Annotated in this window: 1 protein-coding gene; it reads left to right on the top strand. The window is 41.4% G+C overall.

The window, feature by feature from the left end; all coding sequences use genetic code 11:
• Positions 1–265 precede the first annotated feature (265 nt).
• Positions 266–1,306 carry an IS110 family transposase gene (locus CRJ00_RS17345; RefSeq protein WP_003010395.1) on the top strand — a complete coding sequence of 347 codons (1,041 nt, stop codon included), beginning with the start codon at positions 266–268 and terminating at the stop codon, positions 1,304–1,306.
• Positions 1,307–1,413: the final 107 nt, after the last annotated feature.

Consider the following 1,413-nt stretch of genomic DNA (forward strand, 5'->3'; position numbering starts at 1 on the left):
CTGTCTCCTATGTTTGTGTCAAGCAAATGTAGGAGACATTTTTTGTTTTATAGATTTGCTGTATTTAGTGAAAAGAGGGAGAGCCTAGGGCTGTCTTAGTAGCTTTTTTAGCATACTGATTTTTAGAGATGGCCTTCCTCTTTTTCGCTTCCTAAGACAGAACAGAATGTAAGGCGGAATTACAGTCCAGCTTGAATATCCATAAGGAGACAAGTCCAAGGGAAGTTTCACTATTGATTTTTCAGTTTCACATCAAAAAATTAACATGAAAACACTCAAGCAGGTCGTTGGCATTGACGTCGGTAGTAAGGAACTGGTCGTATGCTTTGGCAAGATCTTTTCCAATCTGGATAAAAAGCTGTGCCAATATGGTAATTTCCGAAACTCGGATAAAGGTTTGATAAAGCTTTACGAATGGGTACAGACCCATACCTGTGAGGATAGTCCTCTTCATTTTGTCATGGAGGCTACAGGCGTTTATCACGAAAAGCTAGCCTATTTTCTGGAAAGCAAGGGGTGCAATATCAGTATTGTCCTGCCAAACAAGATCAGCAACTATTTCCGTACCTTAGAGATCAAGACGATAACGGATAGTACCTGCTCGGAAGCTATCACCTTATTTGGCCTAGAGCGCAACCTGGAGTTGTGGCGCAAGCCAGACCCCACCTATAAGCGTTTGAAGCAGCTGACCCGGGAGAGAGACCAATTGGTACAGGAACGTACTGCTGTCAAGAACCAGCTACATGCAGAACAGGCAGAGGCAGAACCCAATGAAAACTCTATAGGACGGATAAAGGAACGCATAGCAGTACTGCAAAGACAGGAAAAGGAAATAATGACCGAGTTAAAGCTCATTGTTAAGGAGAGTTCCTTACTCAAAAAACAAACAGATAACCTGACCACAATCCCTGGAATTGGACTGCTGACAGCAGTAACAGTATTGGCAGAAACGAATGGATTTGAGATGATCCGAAATAAAAAGCAACTGGTAAGCTATGCCGGCCTGGACATAAAGGAAAAACAGTCCGGAACATCGATCCAGAGCAAACCTACCATATCCAAACGGGGCAACAGATACCTGAGAAAATCCCTTCATTTACCTGCATTGGCCGCCATAAGGCATGATGAACATTATTCTAATACATTTACAAGGCTTGTTTCAAGAAATGGCATCAAAATGAAAGCAGCAGTAGCTGTGCAAAGGAAACTTCTAGAGCTGATGTTTATAATTTATAAAAACGAACAGCGGTATGATCCACAATACCATCTCCAAAAGTATCAGAACGAAAAAGTAGATACAAATTAGGGCGGCCAAAAACGGCTACCCTAAACAGGCTGGCAATAGACCGCCTAAAACCCGAAATTACAAAAAAAAGATAAAATTGACTTGTATATTAACACAGAATCTAAAAA

It is taken from the genome of Sphingobacterium sp. 1.A.4 (genome assembly GCF_002734245.1).
Classification (GTDB): Bacteria; Bacteroidota; Bacteroidia; order Sphingobacteriales; family Sphingobacteriaceae; genus Sphingobacterium; species Sphingobacterium tenebrionis.